Genomic DNA, 19675 nt, shown 5'->3' on the forward strand with positions numbered 1-19675 from the left:
GAGAACCTATACACCGTTGTCGAAACGGAGACGACGATGAGTTTCCTCAAGATAGCTATTAATGTTCCGGCGGATTTCAGCAAGGCTGTCGCCACCAAACTTGGCTAGCACAGCGCGCGCCAGCACCAACGCAACCATTGCCTCCGCCACAACACCAGCGGCAGGAACCGCGCACACATCAGAGCGCTGATGAATCGCGGAAGCAGGCTGCCCAGTGGCCATATCCACCGTCTTCAACGCGCGTGGCACCGTGGAAATAGGCTTCATCGCAGCACGCACGATAAGGGGCTGACCATTGGTCATTCCACCTTCCAGCCCGCCTGCACGGTTCGTTAGTCGCGTAACCGACGCGGCGTCATCAGTACGCACCATTTCGTCATGAGCCTCAGAACCACGACGACGCGCTTCCTCGAAACCGTCGCCGATCTCGACGCCCTTAATGGCTTGGATGCCCATAACTGCGGCAGCAAGCTGTGCATCCAGACGATCCTCGCCGCTGATATGCGAACCCAGCCCAATCGGCAGGCCATCAACGACAACCTCAACAATGCCACCGAGGGTGTCCCCGGCCTTCTTCGCAGCCTCGATCTGCTCCACCATGGATTGCTCCGCCACAGCATCTGCGGCACGCACCGGTGAATTATCGATGACTTCAAGCAGATCAAAAGTCGGGGTCGGACCGGAATAGGGCTCAGAGCGGCCGATAGACAACACGTGGCTGAAAACCTCGACGCCCAAAGCCTCCCGCAAAAAATTGCGAGCGACTGTTGCCGCAGCAACACGGGCGGCGGTCTCGCGGGCAGATGCGCGCTCCAACACTGGGCGGGCCTCGTCAAAGCCGTACTTCAGCATGCCGGAAAAATCAGCATGCCCCGGCCGAGGCCGTGTCAGCGACGCCCCGCGTCCAGATTCCATCGCCGCGCGGACCTCAGCGTCCTTCATGTCGATCGGGTCGGGCGACATGATGGTCGTCCACTTGGGCCACTCGGTGTTACCGATCATGATCGCAATGGGGCTGCCCAAGGTCAGGCCGTGACGAATGCCCGCCAGAAGGGTGAGCTCATCGGCCTCAAACTTCATGCGAGCACCACGCCCATAACCCAACTTGCGGCGCGCAAGCTGGTACGAGATGTCCTCGCGGGTAATGGGAACACCTGCGGGCATGTGTTCGATCGTGGTGATGAGTGCTTGTCCGTGCGATTCGCCGGCAGTTGTCCATCGAAGCATGTGCGCTATTGTCTCACGAAGCCGGGAGCGAGTGCATCAATGGGGGCTCCCCACCCCAAACCATAAGCCGCCACCCCCAGTGCAGCCAGCAGCATCATCGGTCCGTGAGCGACCGTTGCCCTGCGCGTCACTACACCCACAAGGACCGTCAGCAGTTGCGCAACAACGATGGCCACAAACACGGCCTCGGGTGATACGGCTGCGGCCAAAGTGCCGGTAGAGAAGCCCAATTTAATGTCCCCTGCGCCGAACGCAGCCGAATATGCCGCGGCGCGGCGAGCAGACCGAGCACTCCTGCGTACGCGCCTGCGCAGGCGGCTCAGAGCGCGCATCAACGCGTACAGGCCAGCCCACACCAGGCCGCCAAGCAGCCAGCGTGGATTGCCCGTGCCCACAGACACAACGAGCGCGACAATCGCCCCAGTGTATGTTCCGATATTCGGTAAACGCCGGCGCATGATGTCATATGCGCTGAGCACAACGGCCCACACCACCACGCAGGTCGCCGCCCCCACCATCACCCACCCAGGAACATCCACGAACTACTCCGCAGTGCCCAGGTGGTGATCCAAAGCTGCACGCATCTCAACCCGCGGGGCATCCACGCCCGTGAACAACTCGAATTGCTCAAAGGCCTGGTGGGCAAGCATCGCGTGACCCCCCACCGCTGCCCACCCAGCTGCCCGCGCCGCGAGCACCAGAGGGGTAGGCCACGGGTCGTAGATCACATCGAAAACCGGCGCCTGCGCCAAGGCCTGCTCCATACCCTGCAACGCCACGGAGGGCACCGTGGAGACAACCAGTGCCGCTCCCCTGACCAACTCCGTCAACCCCTGTTGGTCCTGCGAGGGCCCTGGAGCGTCCGACCACAGTTCATCGAAGGTATGGAAACGCATCCGCAGCCCGGCGGCCTCAACAACGTCACGCAAATCATCGGACTTATCGCTTCGATTAATGACGTCGACTTCGGCAACGCCGAAATCATTGCCCAGGCTGTACAACACCGGCCTGACCGTTCCGCCCCCACCAATGACCACGACACGGGAGCCTTCCATATCTCGCGAAGCCTCGCCCTCAGCACCCGACCAGAGTTCCTCAATCGCGCCCCGTACGCCCGCGACGTCAGTATTGGTGGCAAACCACCCCGAGCCATCCCGCACCAGAGTGTTCGCAGCACCAACTGTACGGGCCACATCACTGACGCAATCGGCGCACTCCAAAGCGGCGAATTTTGCCGGCATGGTCACAGACAGGCCCCGAACCCCTTGCCCGAGCCCCTCAAGGAAACCCGAGAGTCCCTCCCCTGTGTGCTCTACCCGACCATACGACCACTGGGAATCAATGCCCGCAGCTGCATAGCCGGCGTTATGCAGCAGCGGCGATAGTGAGTGCGCAATAGGGCTACCGAGCACCGCAGCTCGACGCGGCGTCATCAAATGAAAAAGATCATCAGAGGCTGTCGACATGACAAAAGTGTATCCTGCCGCCGACGCTAAAGACCTTAGCGATTGGAATCCAACACACCGTTGTCGATTGACTTTTGCATGTCCTGCTGGTGCTCTTCAAAGGTGCGGTTAAATTCCGTCGTGCCTTTCTGATCAACAGTGACGAAGAACAGCCAGTCGCCATCGGCCGGGTTTTCCATCGCCTTAATAGCATCCAAGGAAGGAGAAGCGATCGGAGTATCCGGCAGGCCCACCTTGGCGTAGGTATTCCACGGGGTCTCGCGGGCCCGATCCTCGTCAGTGGTGGCTACCTCTTGGTCTTCGAGGTCGTAGTTAACCGTCGAGTCGAATTCCAGTTGCATGTCCTCGTCCAAGCGGTTGAGGATCACGCGGGCAACCTTGCCGAAGTCTCCCGCAGGGGCTTCACGCTCCACCAATGACGCCGCGGTCAACAACTCGTAGGGGGTCAAGCCGATGGTCTGCGCGCGCTCCAGGATGTTTGTCTCGTTGTAGGACTTGGTGGAGGCAGTCAGCAGTTGCGTAAGGACCTCCTGCGCAGTTGAGTTGGGCGATAGCACGTACTCACCTGGCTCAATCAACCCCTCCAGACGGCGGGGGTTGGCACCTTGGGCTCGAACTTTATCGTGGGCCCATTGTGGTGCGCCGAGTTCAGCAGGGTCGACGTTGGCAGCGACGTCTTCGAGTTCATCGACACTGAAGCAATTATCTGGCGATTGGGCACACATGACGTCGTGGATTTGGCTGAAGATCCCCGGCCGTACACTGCCTCCGACCACACGCACATCCATGAGGGTGGCACCATTGGCGATATCCAGAGACTGCACCCTGTTGGCCGGGTTAACAAAAGCGGCCACCGCAGCGGCAGCAGACATCTGCTGTTGCAGTCGGTACACCCCTGGCGGCAGCTGTGCTGCCTTCGGTTCATTTGCGGCAGCACTTTGGAAAGCTGCGTTGGACTTGACGATCCCACGCTGTTCGAGCTCGGGGCCGACGGCACTAACAGAGGAACCTGGTTCGATTTCGACCATCTCCACTACCCCATTGCCATCACCTTCAAAGTCACCAGGGTTTCTCACGCTGGAACGCTCCACTGCAATGTAGATCGTCGCGCCGATAAGCACGATGAGGGTAGCGATAATCACCGCGAGGCCGCGCTGCCGCCGCTTCACATGAACTGGATGCATACTGATCGAATGGCGCTTGGGCGAGTTGCTATTCATGGGTATCGATGGACCTTTCCGTGGTGGACTGTTGCGCGAGATAACGGGAACGAGAATCCAGCCAATGCTGCAAGATGGCAGTAGCTGCGATCTGGTCGATGACCGCCCGGCCCTTCTTTTGATTGCGGCCAGATGTTCTGAGGGCTTGTTTGGCGATCACGGTCGTCAGGCGCTCATCTGCAAATCGGAAAGGTATGGGCCGTGCACCACGCTGCTCGAGTGCTGTGCTCAAAGCATCAGCAAACTCGACAGCCTTGGTGACGCTGTCAGAACCGCGCCCTTTCAATGTGCACGGCAGGCCGATAATTACCTCAACTGCCTCGTAGGTGCAGATAAGTTCGGCCACGCGATCGGCGGCTTGGGACCCTGCCTGGACGGTTTCAAGCGGGTTAGCCATCAAGCAATCCCGATCGGAATAGGCTACGCCGATGCGCACGGAGCCCACGTCGATGCCGACCCTCCGGCCCCTACCTGGGTCGTCTATTCCGGGGGTGTCGGCAGTTGGGAACGTGTGCTTACGGCCTCGGCTCATCTTCAAGCATCCTCGGGTTGCGACTAGTAGGCGGCGAGTGCGTCTGCGACCGCATCAAAAGCTGTGCGGAAGGCCGCAGAAACATCATCAATGCCTGCTGCGGAACCGGAGCCTTGGGCCATGTCAGGCTTACCGCCGCCACGACCATTGACGTAACCACCCACGAGCTTGACCAAGTCACCGGACTTGACTCCTGCTTCGACAGCAGCGGGAGTTGCCGCAACTACGAAGGGGAGCTTGTCGCCGTTGTTGGATCCGAGCACGATCACGGCGGTATCGTTGCGAGCAGCTAAACGTCCCTTCAGGTCGGTAGCGAGCTGACGAAGATCGCCGGCGTCTGCGGCGTTTTCGACGATCGCAGAAACCAAGGTGACGTTGCCTACCACTCGTGCGTCATCCAGGTAGCGGGATGCTTGGGAGAGCAACTGCTGGCGACCAAGCTCAGCGATCTTCTTCTCTGCAGCCTTCAACTTGTCCGTCAGCTGCGCAATGCGCTCGGGTAGCTCTTCGCTGGGGGTCTTCAGCATGCCGGCTACACCACTGACCAGTGCGCGTTCCTTGGCGAGGTAGTCGAAGGAATACAGGCCAGAATACGCCTCGATGCGGCGAACACCTGACGCGACGGAGCTCTCACCCAGCACTGCCACAGGGCCGATCTGTGAAGAATGAGCCACGTGGGTTCCGCCACACAGTTCCATAGAGAACGGACCACCGATTTCGACCACGCGCACGATGTCGCCGTAGTTCTCACCAAACAGTGCCATTGCACCCATGGCCTTGGCCTCTTCCAGTGAGGTCTCGATGGTGTTGACGTCGTAGTCGGTATCGACAGCCTGGTTGGTGATGGACTGAATCTCTTCAAGCTGCGAAGGCGTCAACGCTTCCGCATAGTTGAAGTCGAAGCGTAGGTAACCCGGTTTGTTTAAAGAACCCGCCTGCACCGCAGTGGGTCCAAGCACCTGGCGAAGCGCCGCGTGGATCAGGTGTGTGCCCGAGTGCGCCTGGCGTGCTGCGTGACGCCACGCGGGGTCAACCTCAGCGCGCACCTGGTGGCCAACCTCCAGATGGCCGTCTTCAACGATGCCCTTGTGAATCCACAGCTTTTTACCGATTTTTTGAACGTCGTTGATGCGGACTAGTCCGTCGCCAGTACAGATGAGCCCTCGGTCGCCCAACTGGCCACCGGCTTCCGCGTACAGCGAAGATTCATCCAGGATGACCTCAACCTCGTCGCCGGCGGTCACCTCGGAGGTCTTCGCACCGCCCTTGACTAGGCCCAATACGCGTGCGTCATTGCTGAGCGTATCGAATCCGACAAAGCGAGTGGGATGCTCATCTACCCATTCGCGGTACAGGCTGAGATCCGTGTGGCCATGCTTCTTGGCGCGGGAGTCTGCCTTAGCGCGGGCGACCTGTTCGGCCATGAGTTTTTCGAAGCCGTCACGGTCAACGGTGAGCCCAGCTTCTGCTGCCATCTCCATCGTGAGGTCGATCGGGAAGCCATAAGTGTCGTGAAGGGTAAACGCTTGCTCACCGGGAACCACGTTGCGACCTTCGGCCGATGTGGCGGATGCAACCTGCTCAAACAGATGCGTGCCGGATTCGAGCGTACGCAGGAAGGCCTTTTCTTCGTTAACGGCGACCTGGAGGATGCGTTCGCGGTTGTCGGCGATCTCCGGATAGGACGGCGTCATGGTGTCCATGATGGTGGTGATGAACTGATTCATCGTCGCCCCCTGTGCACCGAGCAGGCGCGCGGAGCGAATGATGCGACGCAGCAGACGACGGAGGATGTAACCGCGCCCTTCGTTACCGGGAACAACGCCGTCAAGGATAAGCATCATCGCGGTGCGCGAGTGATCAGCGATCACACGGAAGCGGATATCGTCTTCATGCTTGGCGCCGTATGTAGAACCGGTCAATTTCTCAGCCTCCTCGATGACGGGACGCAGAAGGTCGGTTTCGTACACGTTATCTACATTCTGCAGAATGCAGGCGACACGTTCCACGCCAAGACCGGTATCAATGTTCTTCTTCGGCAGCGGGCCGAGAATTTCGAAATTGTCTTTACCGATACCTTCACCGCGTTCATTCTGCATGAACACGAGGTTCCAAATCTCCATGTATCGGTTATCGTCGGCGATCGGGCCACCTTCTTTACCGTATTCAGGACCACGGTCATAATAAATTTCCGAGCAAGGGCCGCAGGGGCCGGGGATTCCCATGGACCAGTAGTTGTCGGCCATTCCGAGGCGTTGGATGCGATCGGCCGGCAGTCCGATCTTCTTTTCCCAAATGTCCGCCGCCTCGTCGTCGTCGAGGTAAACCGTGACCCACAGGCGCTCCGGGTCGAGGCCGAAACCGCCTTCTTCAAGGCTGCCAGTCAGAAGTCCCCACGCATGGGTGATTGCGCCTTCCTTGAAGTACTGCCCGAAGGAAAAGTTACCGGCCATCTGGAAGAAAGTGTTGTGGCGGGTGGTGATGCCTACTTCTTCGATGTCCAGGGTACGGACACATTTTTGAATGCTTGTGGCGGTGCCGTTAGGGAAAGGCGGGTTTTGCTGGCCGAGGAAGTAGGGCTTGAAAGGCACCATGCCGGCGTTGACGAACAGAAGGTTCGGGTCGTCAAGGATGAGGGAGGCACTGGGGACCTCCTGGTGTCCAGCCTTAACGAAGTGTTGGATAAAGCGTTCCCGGATCTCATGGGTCTGCACGGCGAATAGTCCTCGCTTTGGGGTAGGTCGTTGCCAACATATAACGGCACTACTCTACCCCGTATACCTCTAGTGTCCGCGAATGATACGCCTAACGCGCCCAATGATGCTTGTCAGTGTGGCTTCGTTCCCCCTGCCGGTCGGGGTGTAATAGGTGCGTTCATGGAGCTCCACAGGCTGCGTCGGCAAGTATTGTTGAGCAACAACGCCGCGTGGGTCATCGTGGGGATAAACGTAGCCCTGGGCGTTGCCTAATCGCTGCGCCCCCTCATAGTGGCCATCGCGCAAGTGAGGAGGAACAGGCCCAACAAGGCCTTGTCGCACGTCGGCGATTGCGGAATCGATCGCGGCGATCACCGCGTTCGACTTAGGTGCCGTCGCCAAGTGAATTGTTGCTTGAGTGAGGCTAAGGCGCGCCTCGGGCAACCCCACAAACTGAGCCGCCTGCATAGCTGCGACCGCAGTGGTCAATGCAGTGGGATCGGCCAAGCCGATGTCTTCGCTGGCCTGAACAACAAGCCTGCGCGCGATGAAGCGGGGATCCTCTCCAGCCTCAATCATTCGCGCAAGATAATGCAACGCGGCGTCAACGTCGCTTCCCCGAATGGATTTGATGAAGGCGCTCACGACGTCATAGTGCTGATCGCCGTCGCGGTCGTAACGCACGACCGCCTTGTTAATCCCGGAACGAACGTCCTCGACCGTAATAATGGGGCCGGAAGCATCACTGGAATCCCAACTGCTCATCACGGTCTCGGCGATCGCCTCTAAATACGTCAAGCTGCGTCGCGCGTCTCCACCGGATAAAGCAATGATGTGATCGCGCGCAGCCGGATCGAGGGACACAGCGCCGCCAAGCCCGCGCTCATCGACCACCGCGCGGTCGAGCACCTTGCCCACGGCGTCGGAGTCAAGAGAATGCAGCTGCAACAACAAGCTACGAGACAACAATGGCGAAACGACCGCAAAACTCGGGTTCTCAGTCGTAGCAGCTACAAGCAGAACCGTACGGTTTTCGACAGCGCCCAGTAAGGCGTCCTGTTGGTTTTTGCTGAAGCGGTGGATCTCGTCGATGAACAGCACAGTTTGTTCGCCGTGGATCAAACGTCGACGAGCGTCCTCAATGACCTCGCGAACCTCCTTGACGCCAGAATTCAACGCAGACAACGCGACGAAACTACGGCCGGTAGCGGAACTCACCAACGACGCCAGAGTGGTTTTACCCGTGCCCGGGGGACCATACAGAATCACTGACGTGTCGCCTGCTCCCTCGATGAGGCGACGCAGGGGCTTCCCCGGACCGAGGATGTGCTCTTGACCGACCACCTCGTCGATGGTGCGAGGTCGCATCCGGGCGGCCAACGGCGCATTCGCACCGGCGGAGAAAAATTGGTGGGCAGAACCTCGTGGTGCTGACCCGCCAGGCTGGTCGGGCTGTGCCAACGTTGATCCGAAAAGATCGTCTTCGCTGGCACGGCCGCCATTGCGAGTGTTCATGTCGAGCCCTCCTTGTCCTCCCGGCAGGCGTCTATGAGCGCAGCTGCTCTAGACGCGCGCACACAACAGCGGCGAAATCGGCAACCTCGAGAAATTGCCCATGCAGCACTACGTCGTCACCAGCAGGCTCCTCCGCACACCGACGTGCGAAAGTAACGATGGCGGCGAAAGTCTCGTGAAGATCCTTGCGGGCATCTCCACCCTCGTTCAGTACCGAATCAAGGGAGCCGCCGATCAAGATATCGTAGTCAACGTCATCAAGAGCGTAGGTGGCGGTGGCGAGGGCCTCGGCTTGTGCAGAGGGGATGTCTCCGGCCTGCCCGGACTGCACCTGGGAAGAGGAAGACATCTGATTGACCAACTGGGACATGGATCCGTAATACAGGTACGACACGCTGGCGAAGGCCCACCCGAGCAGCGCGGTGATGATGCGCGCATTAAGCCGCTCGCGATTGTCAACGTTCGGCCACAATCCCCGCACCGCGTCAGCCCATGAGCGAATGAACGCGTCGGATTCTTCGGCATTGAGGGTTCGGCTAAACAAGTATTGGGGGAACCCGGCGATGACGCATGCCACGTCGAACGTGGCGTCACGGAATCCTGCCCATTCGTAATCAAGGAACTTCACGCGCTCCACCGCGCTACGCTCGGCGCCGGTACGGTCGGCGTAAATGATGTTGTCTGGTGACAGATCGAAAGGCGTGAACGCCCTGTGCTGGCCACTAGAGAGTCGGCGCTTAGCCTGCTGCGCCAAGGTGACAACAGTAGGGCTTATCTCAACCTGCGAAGCTTTAAGCAAGTCGATTCCGACGTCAATTGCCCCCAGCAAAGAAGCGTCGCGAAGCTCGTGAAGCTCCCTCGTATCCGGGTAACGCTGCAGCATACGGCTGAGCAGGATGTCGAAGTTCTGCTCCCTTTGGGCCGTACCCGCATGCATACGTCCGACGGCCTGTCCCAAGGTCCGCAGCAGAGCCACGCGGGCAGAAGGGTCTTCAATGTCGAGCAGGTGGTCAAAAGTATCGGCCTCGCCGGCGTCGGAGATCACCAAAATCCGGTGGTCAATATCGTAAGCCAGCAGTACCGGCCCAGGCCGAACGTCCTCGGGCAACGCCGTGGTGAACTGGTAGGACACAACCTCCCGAATCAACGCGGCGTCATCAAGCGGATCACCAGATGCAGGGCTGTACTTAATGACAATCGAACGCTGCTGAAGCACTGCCGTCGGGGCCACCTTCGCGCGGAGCACCACCGACGAGGATGATCCCGTCAGTTCAGCGACGTCATTGAAAATGACGTCTTCGCCATAGCGCTCGCTCAATAATTGGCGAGCGATCGCAGCGATCTGCTCGGAGGAAGGAAGAGAACTCACATCAACACCCTTGATTTAATCCAACCTACTGAGGCTGAGGGGTTTCCTTTTTGGCGGCCTTGGGGCGCGCGTCGATACCAGATTCTTTACGCTGCTCAGGGGTAATCTGAGCGGGCGCATCGGTGAGAGGATCAACACCGCCACCGGACTTCGGGAAGGCAATGACGTCGCGGATGGACTCGAAACCACCGAGCAGGCTGACGATACGGTCCCAACCGAAGGCAATGCCGCCGTGAGGGGGTGCACCAAAAGCGAAAGCATCGAGAAGGAATCCGAACTTTTCACGGGCTTCCTCTTCGGTGATGCCCATGACTTTGAAGACGCGCTCTTGCACATCGCGCTGGTGGATACGAATCGAGCCGCCACCGATCTCGTTACCGTTGCACACGATGTCGTAAGCGTAGGCCAGCGCAGAACCGGGGTCGGTGTCGAAGTTGTCCAGAGACTCGGGCTTGGGGGAAGTGAACGCGTGGTGCACCGCAGTCCACTTAGAGTGGCCAAGTGCAACGTCACCGGACGCAGTGGCGTCAGCGGAGGGCTCGAACATTGGGGCATCGACTACCCACGTGAAGGCCCAATCGCCATCCTTAATCAGATCGAGCTTACGGGCGATCTCGCCGCGGGCAGCACCAAGCAGCGCACGGGAGGACTTTGCATCGCCAGCGGCGAAGAATATGCAGTCGCCAGGCTTGGCACCCACATGCTCTGCAATGCCTGCGCGTTCCTGCTCGGTGATGTTTTTTGCTACCGGGCCAGCCAATTCGCCGTCTTCGCCGACGAGGATGTAGGCCAGGCCCTTGGCTCCGCGCTGCTTAGCCCATTCCTGCCAAGCATCGAGCTGACGGCGAGGCTGGGACGCGCCGTTCTCCATGACGACAGCGCCAACATAATCGTTTTGGAACACGCGGAACGTGGTGTCCTTGAAGAACTCGGTGCACTCGACAATCTTGATATCGAAACGCAGGTCGGGCTTGTCGGAGCCGTACAGACGCATCGCATCGGCGTAGGTCATGCGAGGAATCGGCGTGGCAATGTCGTAGCCGATGAGCGCCCACAGGGACTTGAGGATCTCTTCCGCCAGGGCGATGACATCCTCCTGGTCCACGAAACTCATCTCGATATCAAGCTGGGTGAACTCCGGCTGGCGGTCGGCACGGAAGTCTTCATCGCGGTAGCAGCGGGCGATTTGGTAGTAACGCTCCATGCCGGCAACCATCAGCAACTGCTTGAACAGCTGAGGCGACTGGGGTAGCGCGTAGAAAGTGCCGGGCTTAAGCCGTGCAGGTACCAGGAAGTCACGGGCACCCTCGGGAGTGGAGCGGGTGAGCGTGGGAGTCTCAATCTCTGTGAAGTCGTGGTTGTCCAGCACTGCGCGTGCCGCGCGGTTCACGGCGGAACGCAGACGGAGGGCTTCCGCCTGAGCAGGCCGACGCAAGTCGAGGTAGCGGTACTTCAAGCGGGTTTCCTCCCCCACCTCACCGGAGTAACCATCTTCGATTTGGAAGGGCAGCGCGGTCGACTCGTTAAGAACTTCAAGATCAGTAACGTTGACCTCGACATCGCCGGAGCTCAAGTTTGGGTTCTCAGACCCCTCCGGACGCAGCTCGACCACACCGGTCACTCGAATGCAGTATTCGCTACGCAGGTGGTGTGCGGCCTCGGCGACCTCGGAGTTACGGAACACAACCTGTGCGACACCCGAACGATCTCGAAGATCAATAAAGATGACGCCGCCGTGGTCGCGGCGTCGGGAAACCCAGCCGGTCAGGGTGACGGACTGGCCTGCTGTTTCTTTCCGCAGCTCGCCTGCAAGATGGGTGCGCAGCACGTAGTTACTTCCTTTCACACAAAATGAACACTAACGCACCACCCTACCGCACGGACAACACCTCTGAGCGCATAGGTGGTTGATATGCTTACGCTTATGACTTTTCGTGGTGACCTCAATCGGCCGACCCGCAATATATCCGGCGGTGGCGGTGGGGTAAAACTTGCAGCGGGCGGCGGCATCGGCACACTCGTGCTAGTGGGGCTGTTTTTATTGATGGGTGGTAACCCGGCAGATCTCGACCAGATCCTCGGTTCCAACCAGCAACAATCTGGCCCAGCCGAAGTAGACTCCGGGGATACCTCAACCTTCGATCACTGCCAAACAGGTGCCGACGCAAACACATTCAACGACTGCCGCCTGTGGTTCACCGCGGCGTCATTAGACCAGGTGTGGTCTAGTCAGTTACCGCAACAAGCGCAGCTGAAGTACACCGAACCAGGCCTCACATTGTTCAAGGGTGCAACCCAGACAGCTTGCGGCGCAGCCAGTTCCGCCACCGGCCCGTTCTACTGCCCCGGCGACCGCACCGCCTACTTTGATACGAGCTTCTTCGACCAACTCAAGCAGCTCGGCGGTAAAGACGCCCCATTCGCCCAGGAATACATCGTCGCCCACGAATTCGGCCACCACATCCAAAATATCGAAGGCACCCTAGGACTAAGCGACTACAACAATCCCGGCGCAGACTCCGCCGCAGTCAAAGTGGAACTACAAGCTGACTGCTACGCAGGCATCTGGGCCCACTATGCGGACAAGGGACAAGACGCCTTCCTTGAAGCCGTCAGCGAAGCGCAAGTCTACGATGCGGTAACCACAGCCCGCGCCGTCGGCGACGACAACATTCAGCAACGCACCAGCGGCAAAGTACGACCCGACATGTTCACACACGGAAGCTCAGAGCAGCGCCAACAAGCATTCCTCGCCGGCTACACCAGCGGGAAGATGTCATCCTGTGACTTCTTCAACCGCGGCGTCTACAACTGATCTAAGCGAACTAGCACCGACCTAGGGTTGGAGCCCTAAACGCTCTCGCTCGGCAGCAATGATCTCCCGAGCGAGTTTGCCTTCCGACACATCCACGGCGTCATCAATATCCGCAGACACAGACTCACGAGCAAACTCATCAAAAGCCTGCGACTTAACCTTCAAGATCTCCATGATGCGCTCGTCGACAGTATCCGCAGCAGCAATCCGGTGCACCTGCACACTCATCACCTGCCCCATACGATAAGCGCGGGCAATCGCCTGAGCCTCCGCAGAAGGCTTAATCTGCGGCTCTGCAATAACGACCACGCTCGCCGCCTGAATGTTCAAACCAACGCCCCCGGCCTGAACCTGGGAGAGTAGAACACACGGACCATCAAACTGCGTAAAAGCATCAACAAGCTCCTGCCGAGCAGCCGGCGACTGCGAGCCAGAAATCCGCCCAATAACTTCAACACCACTAGCGGATTCAAGCTCCTGTGCGATGCGATTCAGCGGCTCCAAGAAGAAGCTAAACACCAACACCTTGCGGCCGTGCTCCCCCGCCTGACTACAAATCTCAGCGATGCGTTCGACCTTCGCGCATGCACCATCGCCCAGGTAGGCCGCTTGGCGCATCTGCATCCAATGACCCGCCGCCACCGCCTGCCTATACGCGGCGTCATCACTATCACTTAACTCCACCCAGTCGATCGAATCCTCACGATCCGGCAACTCATCGAGAACATCCGCCTGATTGCGACGCAAATAGGCCGGCGCCACAGCCGCACGGAAGTCCTCCGCCCCCATCGAGCCCATACCCCGTTTAAGCAACTCGGGCTGCACATAGCGCACCAAGGTGACAAACTCCTCCACCCGGTTTTCTAGCGGAGTGCCAGTCATCAACAGCGCATATTCAGCATCCTCGACAAGCTCTGCTACCCGAAGGCTGCGCTTAACCTCCGGGTTCTTGACATAGTGCGCCTCATCAACAATAACGCAACGCACACCCTCCAACGGCAGCGTCCGCGAACCCGTGAAGGAACACACCAGCACTCCACCCTGGGATAACCATGCGGCCACGGCAGCATCCTTAGTGTCACCATGAGCCTTGAACACGGGCATGTAGCTAAACTTCGCAACCTCGCGCACCCAGTTGATAATCACCGACGCGGGGCACACCACCAGCACCCGCGGCAACACCACCCCGGACCAATCCGGAGCCCCTGAAGCGCCAGCCACTGGGCTACTGAGCTCCGGTACTGCCTCTGTGGCGCACACGTGTGCTGCAAACGCGATCGCCTGTACTGTCTTACCCAGGCCCATCTCGTCGCCCAGCACTGTCTTTTTCTGCACCAAGGCAAAACGGGCACCATACGACTGATAGCCACGCAAGAACAAGTCCTTGAGCAGTCGCGTATCAAGCTCCAAGCTGCGTATCCGGTCAACGATGGCGGCGTCATGAAGGACGGTGCCATCCTCTTCGGCCCGCCCGGGCTCGTCAAGAAGCAATGCCAACAGATGCTGGAATCGTGCCGGATTAGTACGGTAGTCATGCCACACCCCTATCCCCGGATCCACAGCGCTACGGGCAGCCAACAACCCGGTGTTACTGCGAGCCCACAAAAGATCATCGTAAAACTGCTCCAGCGCACCATGTCCGTGCGACAACACCCACAGGTGCGAAGATCCACTAGCGAGTAGTTGATCGGGGCGCAAACCGAAGAAATAGCGTTGCAAACGCATGCGACGCTCCCGCTGCACAGGATCAAGGCTGTTTACCTGCTCGAAACGCGCCAGAATGCGGAGCAAAGCGGTCGCTTCAGCTGATGGAGATACCTGCGACGTGTGATCGGCGAGGTTACTCAAGCTCGTTGCCTGGCTGCCGGTCGACGACGCCTCTTTGAACAAGGTGGTCGCCGCAGCACGCATCCGTTTGGCAGTCTGCTCCCCCACACCGTGTGCATTCATGAGCGTTGGGGTGGGCGTGCGTAAAACATCCGCTACCGTGCGCACAGAAATCGCGTCGAGACCGTCAAAGCGCAGACGTTCGTTAGTGACAGCCTTCAGTGCATCGAGGGGCAGTTGCTCCATCAGTATCATTGCGTTCTGCTCATAGAGTTGCTTCAGCACAGCTTCGGCCTCGGACTTGAGCCGGGCTTCCGAATCTGGTGATGCTGCCAATTCAGCCAACTGCTGGACGACCTGCCCAGCTGAATCCAGTGGTAAGGCTTCGATGGCAACGTCCGGATTATCAACCGCGGTGCCAAGACTTTGAGCGGCTGCTGCTTGGAAGGTAGGTCCTAAGCTGTCAGCACTGGGAATGGGAGTAGGGGGTACCCTGCGCTGCATCTCTTTCGAGCGCCGAACGAGCTCAAGCACCCTAACTGCAGCGTCATCTGTACTGCGGAAAGAGGGATTACCCATCAGGTAAGTGAGTTGCGATGCAGCAGCCTGGGCCACTGCGACACCGGACCGCGAACCTGAAGACCTGATGGTGCGGGAACGCTTCTTGGAGCTGCTGGAGCCGGTCAACCATGACAACCCCCGTGTGGCTGCGCCTTTGAAATCATTAGCGTCAAGAACATCATCGGGGATGAAGCCGCGGAGCACCTGGGGAATCTTCATTCCGACGGTGTCGGCGGCAGACAGATCGTCGACTAGCCGCGGCACTCCGGCGGTCTGCTCGATAAACGCTTTCAGTATGTTTACAGCGACCTCCACATTGGCACCTGAACCGGCGACACTGCCCTGTTCCAGCTCAACTCGTGCGTAGAGGGAATCTGGCCACGTCACCTCCCAGGGGGCAATGACCTCGATGCTTGCACTATCGTTTCCGACGCGACGTCGCTGCTGCAGTGCCGCAGGCAGCGGGTTGCGCTGCAGCTCCCCCACAACCGCAGTTGCTTCCGCGCGATTGCTGAGGATTGTTTGGGCCTGCTCGCGGATCTGCTGCAATTCCGCTCGGTTAAAAGTGCTCATATCTTCACTATTGTGCCAGCAGGCGTTGCAGCATTGGCGATTGGCGCCTAAGCTAACACAATAAACGGACGCGCAACTATCACTTTCGTGCGGCCGCAGGAATGCCAACACCAAGGAGCCAGCATGCGCAGCGACGCACTCGAACGGCGACGACGCATCATTACCGCAGCCGCCGAGATCTTCCGTACGCAGCCAGAAACCGTTGCACTTGAAACCATCGCAGAACGCGCCGGCGTCGGGATCGCCACCCTTTACCGCAATTTCCCCGACCGCTCCGCTTTGCTCTACGCCTGCGGAGCCTACTTCTTCGAGCAAGCACTAGCACTGCAGCACGACATCCTGGATTCCTTCGACGAACACCCCGCCGATAGCTGGAACACCTACGTCAACGAACTCGTCGATATGGGAATCTCCCACCTCGTATCAACCTTCGCCCCCGACGACCTCAATCAATTACCCAATGACGTCGCGGAACTGCGCCACCACACACAACACAACGGCGAACGCATCTTGCGCAAAGCAAAAGACCACGGGCTCGTAGCAGAAAACATCAGCTACAACACCTTCATCATCGGGCTCATCACAGTCACCCGCCCCCCGGTTCCAGGAATCCTGGCCCTAGAACCACACATCACCGATCAGCTGGTCAGCCTCTACCTCGGTGGGCTTGCGGCAGGCCTTGACAGCCCGCCACCAGACCGCGGCCAGCGCTAAGCCATGCGGCGCCGCAGAACCTGCACAACGTCAACCAACGCGACGTCAACCTGTTCGTGGGCCGCAAGATCCTTAACCACCACAGTGCCCTGCTCAAGCTCCTGATCCCCCAAGACCAAAGCATAACGGGCACCCGCCCTATCAGCACCCTTCATCGCACCCTTCAGGCCGCGATCACCATAGGACATGTCCGCCCGCAGACCCGCCTGCCTGACCTGATTGATCAAGTGCACCATCTGTGCCTTCGCTTCCCGCCCCATCGCGACGCCATACACGTCAACGCGCGACTGGGGGCCAAAGCTCTTACCCTCAGCCTCCAAGGCGAGCAGAGCGCGATCAAGCCCCAAACCAAAACCGATACCGGACAAATCCTGGCCGCCAAGCTCCGCCATCAATCCGTCATAGCGACCGCCACCACCGATGCCGGACTGCGCACCCAGACCGTCGTGAACAAATTCAAAACAGGTCTTGGTGTAGTAATCCAAACCACGAACAAGACGAGGATTGACCAAATAATCCACGCCCAAAGCATCCAGGTAGGAGCGAACGGTATCGAAGTGCTCGGCGGCTTCGGCACTCAAGTGATCAAGCATCAGCGGAGCTTCCGCAGTCATTTCTTTAACCTCAGGCCGCTTATCATCGAGCACGCGCAACGGGTTGATGTGCGCGCGACGACGGGTTTCCTCGTCCAAGGGCAGTCCTAGCAGAAACTCCTGAAGCTTCTGTCGGTACTGGGGCCGGCAGGTCGAATCCCCCAGAGACGTCAATTCCAGACGATAGCCGTCTAGTCCAATGGAGCGGAAGCATCGATCCGCCAGAGCAATAACCTCCGCATCCAACGCCGGATCGTCAACGCCGATAGCCTCGACACCAAACTGCTGCAATTGGCGATAGCGTCCAGCTTGGGGGCGCTCATAGCGGAAGAAAGGACCTGTATAGGACAGTTTCGCAGGAAGCTGGCCGCGGTCAAGCCCGTGCTCGATAACTGCACGCATTACGCCAGCGGTACCCTCGGGACGCAGCGTGACGGAACGCCCACCGCGGTCCTCAAAGGTGTACATTTCTTTGCTCACCACATCGGTGGACTCCCCCACGCCGCGGGCAAACAATTCGGTGTCTTCAAAGACCGGTAGCTCAACGTGGCCAAAACCAGCAGCTGCCGCATTCTGTGCAAAGGCCTCACGTACTGCAACAAAAGTCGCCGACCGAGAGGGCACATAATCCAGAACACCCTTAGGCGCGGAAAAGCTCTTGTTCTTCTTCTTGGCAGGACGCACTGCGTCTACCTGGGGGGCAGTTGTCTTCGAAGCATCGTCAGTCACAAGCAAACAGTGTAACCTGCCACCCCGACCACGGCGCTACTTGGCTTAGCGCGCTCCGAGGAAAGGATTAGAACGCAGCTCAGCGATGACAGACGTTGCTGGACCATGGCCTGGCAAGACCGGAAGATCTGTCGGGAGGTTCTTCACGACCGTTTCCAATGAATGCTCCATCGCTTCAGGATCTGAATAAGGAAGATCCGTACGGCCAATGGAGCCTTTAAACAACACGTCACCTGAAAACACCAGGTCCTCCCCAACCGCCAAGATGCAACCGGGAGAATGTCCAGGGGCGTGGCGAATGAGGAACTCCACACCAGCAAGAGAAATACGCTGACCATCGACCACATGGACGATCTGTGGCGGCGTCTCCATCGACGCGGCGTCAAACAATGCTGCGATCTGCGCGCTCACACCAGCAGCAGGCTTGGTCAGCATAAATGCGTCATCGGGATGAATAGACACAGCAACGTTGTAGAACTGCGCCACTTCGGCGGCACCGCGGGTGTGATCAATATGCCCATGGGTAAGAAATACGTCTGTAACCTCCGCATCCTGTGCGGCAATCTCTTCCTGGATCGCGGCTAGCGCACCGAGCCCGGGGTCAATAATCGCGCAACGTTTATCCCCGGAAGAATCCTCCACGAACAGCAGATAGCAGTTCGTCTGAAATGGACCTAACGGCGCGCAAGCGATGGACACATCTTTGATCAACTCTCCCATGCTTCAAAACAATAGACCGCCTGCCGCTAAGATGTCATGGGATGCATGCCGAAACTCGTGCAACAGCTCGTGGACACACGGGTGCCACCCAGACGATAACCAACACAGTGAGGCCCAACAGGTGAGCAATAACCGAGAACGCCGCGCCCAGGCCATGGACGCACTAAACAAGGAACTCAAAGCACGTGATCGATCTGAGAAGACACAACCGCTCGGTGTCGTCTTCGCAGCCTTGGCAGTGCTTGTCATCATCTGCGGAGGCATCTGGTTCGCCGCAACTCGCGATTCTTCAGGCAACAACGAGCAAGACACCGCAGCAGCAGAGTCCACCGCACCTGATGCAGCAACAGTACTCGACGGGAAGCCCAGCCAGGCCCTGCCCGAGACCGTCAGCTGTGAATACACCCCATCAGGGGACGCAGGCAGTGCAGACCTACCGAACGGCACCGACGTACCGGCAACCGGCACGGTGTCTATCGATTTCGCCACCAACCAGGGTGACATTCCCGTCACTCTGAACCGTGCCGCTGCACCCTGTGCAGCTAACGCTATCGAGCACCTCGCAAAGACTGGCTTCTATGACGGCAAAACCTGCCATCGCCTGACCACCAATGGCATCTACGTGCTCCAGTGCGGCAGCCCCAACGGTGATGGCGTAGGTGGCCCCGGCTTTAGCTACAGCGATGAATACCCAGTGGGCGACGCAGGTATCACCAGCCCGCAGGTAACCTACCCCCGTGGCAGCATCGCTCTGGCAAACAGCGGACCCAACACCAACGGCTCTCAGTTCTTCCTCAACTACAAGGACTCTCCCCTGGCCCCCAACTACACCTACGTCGGTACGATCTCCGATGAAGGTCTGAAAGTTATCGACAAGGTTGCCGAGGCCGGCGTCCAACCCGGATCTGGCAATGGACAAGGCGCCACGGACGGTACCCCCGTCGAATCTGTGACCATCAACTCTGCGAGCGTTAAGTAGCGTTCCAGCTACCACGACACCTCCCCACCTAAACCAACTCTGAACAGCTGTTTTACATATGGGGAGGCTCGTGGCGCCTCACACGCTTAGATGCACTGCACCGCAGCAAAAGATAGGCTAGAATCACCCGAGGACCCGT

The 19675-nt window shown here is 58.9% G+C and carries 15 protein-coding genes; 3 read left to right on the forward strand and 12 right to left on the reverse strand.

Annotation, left to right across the window (positions count from 1 at the left end):
• Nucleotides 1–6 precede the first annotated feature (6 nt).
• The 9 genes from aroC to aspS form a co-directional block, all read right to left on the reverse strand.
• A complete protein-coding gene (aroC, locus tag CARG_RS05155; protein ID WP_020976348.1) occupies nucleotides 7–1227 on the reverse strand; it encodes a chorismate synthase in 1221 nt (406 codons plus the stop codon).
• Nucleotides 1228–1232: 5 nt separating this feature from the next.
• Nucleotides 1233–1766, reverse strand: a complete 534-nt coding sequence (locus CARG_RS05160; protein ID WP_020976349.1) for a prepilin peptidase — start codon at nucleotides 1764–1766, stop codon at nucleotides 1233–1235.
• Between the two features lie 3 nt (nucleotides 1767–1769).
• On the reverse strand, nucleotides 1770–2693 hold the full coding sequence (locus tag CARG_RS05165; RefSeq protein WP_020976350.1) for a shikimate dehydrogenase: 924 nt from the start codon (nucleotides 2691–2693) through the stop codon (nucleotides 1770–1772).
• Between the two features lie 35 nt (nucleotides 2694–2728).
• Nucleotides 2729–3913 carry an endolytic transglycosylase MltG gene (mltG, locus tag CARG_RS05170; protein ID WP_020976351.1) on the reverse strand — a complete coding sequence of 395 codons (1185 nt, stop codon included), beginning with the start codon at nucleotides 3911–3913 and terminating at the stop codon, nucleotides 2729–2731.
• Nucleotides 3906–4445 carry a Holliday junction resolvase RuvX gene (gene ruvX / locus CARG_RS05175; RefSeq protein ID WP_041747005.1) on the reverse strand — a complete coding sequence of 180 codons (540 nt, stop codon included), beginning with the start codon at nucleotides 4443–4445 and terminating at the stop codon, nucleotides 3906–3908. Before ruvX ends, mltG begins: the two co-directional genes overlap by 8 nt.
• Nucleotides 4446–4468: 23 nt before the next feature.
• Nucleotides 4469–7159: an alanine--tRNA ligase gene (gene alaS / locus CARG_RS05180; protein WP_020976353.1), complete on the reverse strand. Its 2691-nt coding sequence runs from the start codon at nucleotides 7157–7159 to the stop codon at nucleotides 4469–4471.
• A gap of 69 nt (nucleotides 7160–7228) precedes the next feature.
• Nucleotides 7229–8656: a replication-associated recombination protein A gene (locus CARG_RS05185; protein ID WP_020976354.1), complete on the reverse strand. Its 1428-nt coding sequence runs from the start codon at nucleotides 8654–8656 to the stop codon at nucleotides 7229–7231.
• A gap of 31 nt (nucleotides 8657–8687) precedes the next feature.
• On the reverse strand, nucleotides 8688–10025 hold the full coding sequence (locus tag CARG_RS05190; RefSeq protein WP_020976355.1) for a phosphotransferase family protein: 1338 nt from the start codon (nucleotides 10023–10025) through the stop codon (nucleotides 8688–8690).
• 25 nt (nucleotides 10026–10050) lie between these two features.
• On the reverse strand, nucleotides 10051–11853 hold the full coding sequence (aspS, locus tag CARG_RS05195) for an aspartate--tRNA ligase (RefSeq protein WP_020976356.1): 1803 nt from the start codon (nucleotides 11851–11853) through the stop codon (nucleotides 10051–10053).
• Nucleotides 11854–11949: 96 nt separating this feature from the next.
• On the opposite strand from aspS, the gene ypfJ reads away from it, so the two are divergent.
• Nucleotides 11950–12840 carry a KPN_02809 family neutral zinc metallopeptidase gene (ypfJ, locus tag CARG_RS05200; protein WP_041747492.1) on the forward strand — a complete coding sequence of 297 codons (891 nt, stop codon included), beginning with the start codon at nucleotides 11950–11952 and terminating at the stop codon, nucleotides 12838–12840.
• Nucleotides 12841–12861: 21 nt separating this feature from the next.
• On the opposite strand, the gene CARG_RS05205 is transcribed toward ypfJ, so the two are convergent.
• Complete coding sequence (locus tag CARG_RS05205) at nucleotides 12862–15801, reverse strand: DEAD/DEAH box helicase (protein ID WP_020976358.1); 2940 nt, start codon at nucleotides 15799–15801, stop codon at nucleotides 12862–12864.
• A gap of 123 nt (nucleotides 15802–15924) precedes the next feature.
• Between CARG_RS05205 and CARG_RS05210 the strand changes: the two genes are divergently transcribed.
• Nucleotides 15925–16515, forward strand: coding sequence for a TetR/AcrR family transcriptional regulator (locus CARG_RS05210; RefSeq protein WP_020976359.1), 591 nt, complete (start codon nucleotides 15925–15927; stop codon nucleotides 16513–16515).
• Here the strand turns inward: CARG_RS05210 and hisS are convergent.
• Nucleotides 16512–17792: a histidine--tRNA ligase gene (hisS, locus tag CARG_RS05215; protein ID WP_041747495.1), complete on the reverse strand. Its 1281-nt coding sequence runs from the start codon at nucleotides 17790–17792 to the stop codon at nucleotides 16512–16514. The two genes, CARG_RS05210 and hisS, sit on opposite strands and share 4 nt — an antisense overlap.
• A gap of 90 nt (nucleotides 17793–17882) precedes the next feature.
• Nucleotides 17883–18557, reverse strand: coding sequence for an MBL fold metallo-hydrolase (locus CARG_RS05220; protein ID WP_020976361.1), 675 nt, complete (start codon nucleotides 18555–18557; stop codon nucleotides 17883–17885).
• A 121-nt stretch (nucleotides 18558–18678) separates the two neighbouring features.
• Between CARG_RS05220 and CARG_RS05225 the strand changes: the two genes are divergently transcribed.
• A complete protein-coding gene (locus CARG_RS05225) occupies nucleotides 18679–19536 on the forward strand; it encodes a peptidylprolyl isomerase (RefSeq protein ID WP_041747008.1) in 858 nt (285 codons plus the stop codon).
• The last annotated feature ends 139 nt before the right edge of the window (nucleotides 19537–19675 follow it).

Source organism: Corynebacterium argentoratense DSM 44202, from assembly GCF_000590555.1.
In the GTDB taxonomy this organism is placed as follows: Bacteria; Actinomycetota; Actinomycetes; order Mycobacteriales; family Mycobacteriaceae; genus Corynebacterium; species Corynebacterium argentoratense.